Annotated in this window: 7 protein-coding genes; 5 read left to right on the top strand and 2 right to left on the bottom strand. The window is 47.9% G+C overall.

The window, feature by feature from the left end; genetic code table 11:
- The first annotated feature begins 283 nt into the window (after positions 1-283).
- On the top strand, positions 284-1,150 hold the full coding sequence (gene fba / locus KQI83_RS16615; protein WP_216560464.1) for a class II fructose-1,6-bisphosphate aldolase: 867 nt from the start codon (positions 284-286) through the stop codon (positions 1,148-1,150).
- Positions 1,151-1,767: 617 nt separating this feature from the next.
- Here the strand turns inward: fba and KQI83_RS16610 are convergent.
- On the bottom strand, positions 1,768-3,063 hold the full coding sequence (locus tag KQI83_RS16610) for a hypothetical protein (protein WP_216560460.1): 1,296 nt from the start codon (positions 3,061-3,063) through the stop codon (positions 1,768-1,770).
- Positions 3,064-3,222: 159 nt separating this feature from the next.
- Between KQI83_RS16610 and KQI83_RS16605 the strand changes: the two genes are divergently transcribed.
- Complete coding sequence (locus KQI83_RS16605; protein ID WP_216560457.1) at positions 3,223-3,747, top strand: S-ribosylhomocysteine lyase; 525 nt, start codon at positions 3,223-3,225, stop codon at positions 3,745-3,747.
- Between the two features lie 62 nt (positions 3,748-3,809).
- Here the strand turns inward: KQI83_RS16605 and KQI83_RS16600 are convergent, their stop codons facing one another.
- Positions 3,810-3,968: a hypothetical protein gene (locus tag KQI83_RS16600; protein ID WP_216560455.1), complete on the bottom strand. Its 159-nt coding sequence runs from the start codon at positions 3,966-3,968 to the stop codon at positions 3,810-3,812.
- Between the two features lie 195 nt (positions 3,969-4,163).
- Here KQI83_RS16600 and KQI83_RS16595 point away from each other — a divergent pair, with 195 nt between their 5' ends.
- From KQI83_RS16595 to KQI83_RS16585, 3 genes are all read left to right on the top strand, one after another.
- The gene (locus tag KQI83_RS16595; protein ID WP_216560452.1) at positions 4,164-4,628 is read left to right on the top strand and encodes a hypothetical protein; all 465 of its coding nucleotides are present in this window, start codon (positions 4,164-4,166) and stop codon (positions 4,626-4,628) included.
- Between the two features lie 125 nt (positions 4,629-4,753).
- Positions 4,754-6,058, top strand: a complete 1,305-nt coding sequence (locus tag KQI83_RS16590; RefSeq protein WP_216560449.1) for a hypothetical protein — start codon at positions 4,754-4,756, stop codon at positions 6,056-6,058.
- A gap of 173 nt (positions 6,059-6,231) precedes the next feature.
- Positions 6,232-6,895 (top strand): hypothetical protein (locus KQI83_RS16585; RefSeq protein ID WP_216560446.1); only part of this gene is annotated, 664 nt, incomplete at its 3' end.

The following is a 6,895-nucleotide window of genomic DNA, read 5'->3' as shown; positions in this document are numbered from 1 at the left end:
AGATGTGTATAAGAGACATCATTCGCCTGCCTATCATTACGTTTAGCATTATAGGAAGCTTTGAAGAACGGCAGGGTCAAAAAGAGGTTTTTTATGCAAAGTTGGCTGCCGGTGGGCGCTTTAGCCTGCCTACTATAATTCATTCCCCCTAAAACTTTATAAAGAAAATATGAAAATAATTCCCGAAAAGTCTTTTATTCTGCCGCTTTTTATTGTATAATAATAGCAACTCGACAGAATGGGACGCTTTTCTGTTGAAATCTCATGAAAAAGGAAGATAAATATGCCATTAGTAAACGCAAAAGAAATGCTTACCAAAGCAAAGGCAGGCCACTACGCTGTAGGCCAGTTCAACATCAACAACCTTGAGTGGACAAAGTCCATCCTGCTGACAGCTCAGGAGCTCAACTCTCCCGTTATCCTCGGCGTTTCCGAGGGCGCAGGCAAATATATGTGCGGCTACAAGACCGTTGTCGGCATGGTCACCGCTATGCTTGAGGAGCTCAACATCACCGTTCCCGTTGCTCTCCACCTTGACCACGGCAGCTACGAAGGCGCCAAGAAGTGCATTGAGGCTGGCTTCAGCTCCATCATGTTCGACGGCTCGCACTATCCCATCGACGAGAACGTCGCTAAGACAAAAGAGCTTGTAGCTACCTGCAACGAGCTGGGTCTGTCCATCGAGGCAGAGGTAGGCTCTATCGGCGGCGAGGAAGACGGCGTTATCGGCGCGGGCGAATGTGCCGATCCTCAGGAGTGCAAGATGGTTGCTGATCTGGGCGTTACCATGCTGGCTGCCGGCATAGGCAACATCCACGGCAAGTATCCCGACAACTGGCAGGGACTCAGCTTTGAGACCCTCGACGCTATCCAGCAGCTCACCGGCGACATGCCCCTCGTTCTTCACGGCGGCACGGGAATCCCGGCTGACATGATAAAGAAGGCTATTGAGCTTGGCGTTTCCAAGATCAACGTAAACACCGAGTGCCAGCTCGCTTTCGCTGCGGCTACCAGAAAGTATATTGAAGAGGGCAAGGATCTTCAGGGCAAGGGCTTCGATCCCAGAAAGCTTCTCGCTCCCGGCGCGCAGGCGATCAAGGACACCGTTAAAGAAAAGATGGAGCTGTTTGGTTCCGTCGGCAAAGCGTAATCTATATTTTTACAGTATTAAGGGCTGCCGTTTGGCAGCCCTTTATGCTGTAGAAAAAGTCCGGGTCTTTTTTCAGAACAACGTTTGAGAAAAAGAAAGCCTCCTTTCGTAAAGGAGGTGGCACGGCATTTATGCCGTGGCGGAGGATTTCCTGCGCCGTGTTATCCTTTATTACCGCGGTGTTATCAGAAAAATCGGTGCGAGTAAATCCTCAGTCACGCCGCAAAGCGGCGCGACAGCTCCTTTACAAAAGGAGCCTTTTGCACAACTATACGTTCCTGCCACACATTGGGGAAAGGCGGTAACCCTTTTGTCGCTCCGCGACAAACACCCTCATCCGACCAATTCGCAAAGCGAATTGCCCACCTTCCCCACAAGGGGGAAGGCTTTCACTGAGCTAAACGTCTGTGCCTTACATTGGGGTATCTCTCCACGCGTTTCGCTGCGCTCCACTTGGTCGAGATGACATTAGGCGGCAACGGGCGCACACATGGGTGCGCCCCTACGTAATACCTAATACCTGATACCTAGTACCTAATACCTAATCTAGCCTCCAGCTTCTAGCATCTAGCATCTTTCTTTTGAGCGACGTTTGGCAGCCCTGTTTGTTTTGTGTTTTATTGTCTGAGATAGTCGCAGGCGGAGTCGTACGACATTGCTATACTTGAAGAGAATCCTTCCGATTCATGATAATAATGGCAAAGATATGTTTCAGCCTTGTCTTGAATTTCCTGCTTATAATCTTCAAATTCCGATTTTGTTACCGAAGAACCGCCGATAGAGTATTTTGGCGGAGTTGAACCATCTGTTCCTTTCACAACCTTTTCTGCTAAAAGCGTTTCCGAAACGGTGGTTTCGCCGACATCATATTCTGTTATGTTGCAGCTGCCGTGTGTAACGATAGAGTAAAGCTTTGAATCGCTGTCAACAAAGATCTGATATACTCCTTCGGCTCCCGCCATTGAGTAGATCTGCTCGTCATACATAGTTATCATTTCGCCGGCGTGATATGAGAAGATAGTCAAATTGATCCTTATATGCTGTTCGTCACCGTATCTTACGCAGACGAACTCATCAACGCCGTCGCCGTTAAGGTCTTTGAACGCAATGGAGTTTTCTTCGCGATCGCGGAAGTATTGATGCTGATCGTGCACGAAATCACTGCGGTTGTTTTCAAGATATTCCAGATAAGCGCTGTACGCGGCGTTTTGCTGAGGCTCGGTGGTCGGCTCCTCGGTCGTCGGCTCCTCGGTCGTCGGCTCGACGGTGGTCGGTTCCTCGGTCGTGATGACCGGCAGCGTGGTCGCGGGCTCGGTGGTTATTACAGCGTCTGAGGCTTTCTTTTTGTCGGTTCCGGGCGCGATCTCAAAGCGCTTTTTGTCTTTGTTGAGAGTGATAACGGAATACTTGTTTTCGATCTTATCCTTTTTTGCCTCGGACAGATCGGCAAGCTGGGTAAGCGCCTCCTGCTGGGACACTTCGGGATCGACCGCCATGACGCTTACCGCTGCCATTTTAACGGCAGTTTCGCGGTCGCCGGGGCCGACGCTGATCTGCTTGATTTTTTGGCTTTTCTCCTCGAGGTCAAGACCGATCTCAAAATCGCCGCCGGAATAAACGGCGTTGGTTTCGGTGACGTTCCACTTGTCTTTTTGCAGCGTTTCCGCGCCGAGGATGCGGTTCATCTCGTCAGTGTATTCGGCGCAGGTGAAGTCGAAGGTGTCGGGATTGGATTTTTTATTGTTGGTGATGAAAACCACAAAAGCCGCTGCCATCGCGACGGCTACCGCCGAAAGGCAGATGAGCGTGATTATAAGCGGCTTGCGGTTGCCTTTTTGCGTGTTAGGCGCGCCGCAATTGGGGCAATTAGGCATATCCGCGCTGAGCGGTGCGCCGCAGTTTTTACATTTCATTGTCATTCACTCCTTATTGTCAGAATAATCCGGTGAGATAATTATATCATATGGGCGCGTATATAATCAAGACGATTTTAAAAACTATTGCAAAAAGCGGGCGGATATGTTATGGTTATTTAAAGAAAACCAATTGCACATTTAACAGGAGGAAACGAAATGGAATTGATACAGAGCTTTTCGGTTGACCATATGCGCATAGTACCCGGTATTTTTACAAGCAGGGTGGATAACTTGGGCGAATACTCGGTAACGACCTATGACATAAGGCTTAAAAGACCCAACAGAGAGCCGGTGATCGACGTTGCGGCTATGCATTCGCTTGAACATATCATAGCGACCTTTCTTCGCAACGACCCCGTCTGGAAGGACGAGGTGATCTACTGGGGACCTATGGGCTGCCTTACGGGCTTTTATCTTATTCTTAAGGGCAGCCGCACTCCGCAGGAGATCTACGCCTTGGTTCTGAAAGCCTTCAAGTCTGTGAACGACGCTTCGCAGGTGCCCGGCACCACTCCGGAAAACTGCGGCTACTACCGCATGCACAACCTTGAAATGGCGAAGTGGTACGCGAACGAATTCGCCGCTTATCTTGAAGCGAACGCGGAGAACAGCGACATTTTTGAGTACCCCAAAGCGGAGCGGCTTGTGACGGACGACGGGCAGCGCTTTTTCGATTCGTGATACGCCGCCGCAACATACTTTTACAGCAAAACAGGGCTGCCCGTTTGGCAGCCCTGTTTGTGTTATCCGTATTGCTGATAAAGATCTTCAAATCTGTTTATTGAAATGCCGAGCTTGCCCCAAGGGGTTTTGCCGTTTGTACACGATACGATGAAGAAAACGATCAACACCGCAAGGATGATCACGATAATCAGCGCGACCTTGTTTGGGTTCCCTCTCATTTTTCGTGACCTCCTTTTTTGATATAAATTTTGATATAAATATTATATAGAATAACCGCCGCGATTTCAAGGTGTGACGGCTATTTTTTTGAAATTTTTTATCGCCTTTTTCAACGGGCGGTATGCAAGTGAGCTACTTGTTTTTTTGCCCGATAAGTGATATACTCATGCTATAACAGAAAAGGGGGACGCAATATGTTGCAAACCGCCAGCGGCGAACTTAAATTCTTATATCCCGAATACTTTCATATGATGTCCATTGAAGAGATCGACCGGTATTTTTGCGACCACACCAACCGCATTGGTATACGTAGCAACGAACGCCATGTTATTGTATCGGTATCGTACACAAAACCGAAGATCGTAAATTATTTAACGGACGCTAAATCGGTGCTCAGCTCAGCGGAGCGGAATATGAAGCGCAATCTGAAAAACTACAGGTGCATCGAAAAACGTCAGTTTGACGTTGCGTCGAAAAAGGCGTACAGCGTACGCTTTGAATACACCGCGACGGATTCGCCGGTGGAGCAGTGCGGCGAGCTGATCGTTTTTCGCGTTAACCAAAAATTCTACTCCATATATTATGTATCCTTAAAAAGCTTGGATCAGGAAAACCACCGTGATTTTCAAGCTATTCTGAACAGCATGAAATTGGCTTGATTTGCCGTTAAAAAATTTTTTTAAATTATCCTCGTTTTGTTGTAAAGTTGTTGCAGTCTGTCTGATATACTGTAGACAAGATCAAGGCAATACTTGAAATAATAACACAACGGAGGATAAACATTATGAAAAAGAAAAGATTATTTACAGCTATCACATCTGCTGTTCTGGCGCTGACGACCGTGATCGGCGCGGCGACAATAACAGCAAACGCCGCGGCCGCGGAAAAGAAAACGACGTCGGTCAAAAGCATATCGTCAAAGAACTGGATGAAATACCTGCGCGACGATATTAAGCTGAATGAGATAACCATTCCCGGCGCGCATGACGCCGCAATGGTACATTCATCGGCGGTGTACCCGGTTTCGGTATTTACGCTGACGCAAAAGTACCATATCGGCACGCAGACATGGACGGACAAGGGATTTTTCAGATCAGACCGCAAGGTTTCCGAAGAAGGTCTGCTTGAGCGCGGCGTAAGGTACCTCGATATCCGCTACGGATTGATAAAAGGCGACCGGAAACATTCGGACATAAAGTACGCCAGCGACAGGCTGAAATTAGTGCACGGCGGCTTTACAGCTGAGTGCAAGGTGTCTGAAAACTCGTTTGGTGTTTCAAGCTATGACTACGTCAACAACGAAAAGCTGATGCAGTGGCTGAAAACGTTCCTGAAGGAAAACCCATCGGAAACCGTTATTTTGGACATAGCCTCCGATGACGGCGACAACAACCCCACGGTAGAATCCTTTGTATATGATTTTTATAAGCAGCAGGCTGAAAACCCGCGCGCGGAATATCCCGAGATATATGTGGGCGACCATGTTCCCACATTGGGAGAAGCCAGAGGCAAGCTGGTTATAATGACAAATATAAACGCGGGACATTACCGCAACGACATGGGTATAAAAGGCAACGGCAACCGCGATTTCGGCGTTTACAAAAACGGCAAATACATCGGCGACTGGGCTTTCAAAACCGTGACGACCATGGGCGACAAGGCCCGCAAAACCTTTGGCTTATCAGTAAAGGACGACAACAAAAAGTACGCGATCTTCAAGAATAATTATTGGGAAGACGACAGCATTTGGAAAAGCGACAAATGGCAGTGGGTGTATAACGGTCTGACAGACGCGGGCACCTTTATGAACAAAGAAAAGAGCCAAGGCACAAACGCATTTATGCTGACTTTTACATCGTCGAATACCTACATGGGCTTAGAGGGACCTCAACGCTATGCGGAATGGCTTATTCCCAAGGTGACCGACCATATCAAGAAAAACCCGAACAACTTTTACGGTATTGTCGCGATGGATTTCTGCGACACCGATAACGGTGGCAAGCTGAACAAAACCGGCTTAGGCGCAGATACAAGCTCGAGGATCCTGTTTGAAACCAACTTTGCAAGGTTCGGCATAGCAAACGCTTAAAAACAAACACATTATATATCGATCTGCACGTCAGGGGCAGGCTCAAAGCTCTAAAGAGTTATGAGCCCGCCCCTTTAAATCATCAAAAAGTGCGGTTTGGCGCCGTATTACCCTTGCGTTTCCTGCTAAAATTATGTATAATTATAGGAAATGAATAATACGGAGGTTCAAAAATGAAAAAATATTCATTCGCGCTAAAAGCCGCGGCGGTCTCGGTTTCGGCGCTTGTCATCGCGGGCTCGCTTGCGCCCTGCGCTTCGGCGGCCGAAAGGAAATACAGCAAAAAAGATTTAACCGCTTATATGTTCAGCGAAGACAAAAAAGATACGCTGAGCTGCCTGATTTATGACGATATGCCGTCGGTACCGTATGTCAGCTTTGTCGATTACCTTGGAAAGCTGTTCGACAACGACTTTTCGATTTCGGAAAAGGGCAACGGCGTGTACAGCGTGACCTGCTCGACAAACATTCCCATGGAGATAGATACCGCAAAGGACACCATCCACTGCAAAGAGTTTGAGCATTTTTTGCCTATTGAAACGACCGACGCGGACAACGACGGCCCCGAGGCTGTATACATAAAGAAGGCAAAGAATATCATGAAGGGCGAGGTAAACGCGCTTGATTTGGATTACGGCAAATACAACATCGACATAACAGCCGTAGACGGAAAGATTTATTTTCCGCTTACTTCCCTGAGCAACCTGTTTTGCGACACATATATTTCCGCGGTGTATTTAAACGGCGAGATCTATTTTTGGCCGACCACGTTGCCCGAATATTTTGAAACAGACGAAGCTTACAGCACAAAGCCGCTGTCTCTTATACACATCTCCG

The sequence above is a fragment of the Roseburia sp. MSJ-14 genome, assembly GCF_018918225.1.
Lineage (GTDB): Bacteria > Bacillota > Clostridia > Lachnospirales > Lachnospiraceae > Petralouisia.
The sequence above is the reverse complement of the archived record's forward strand: the minus strand, read 5'-3'. Positions and strand labels throughout refer to the sequence as shown.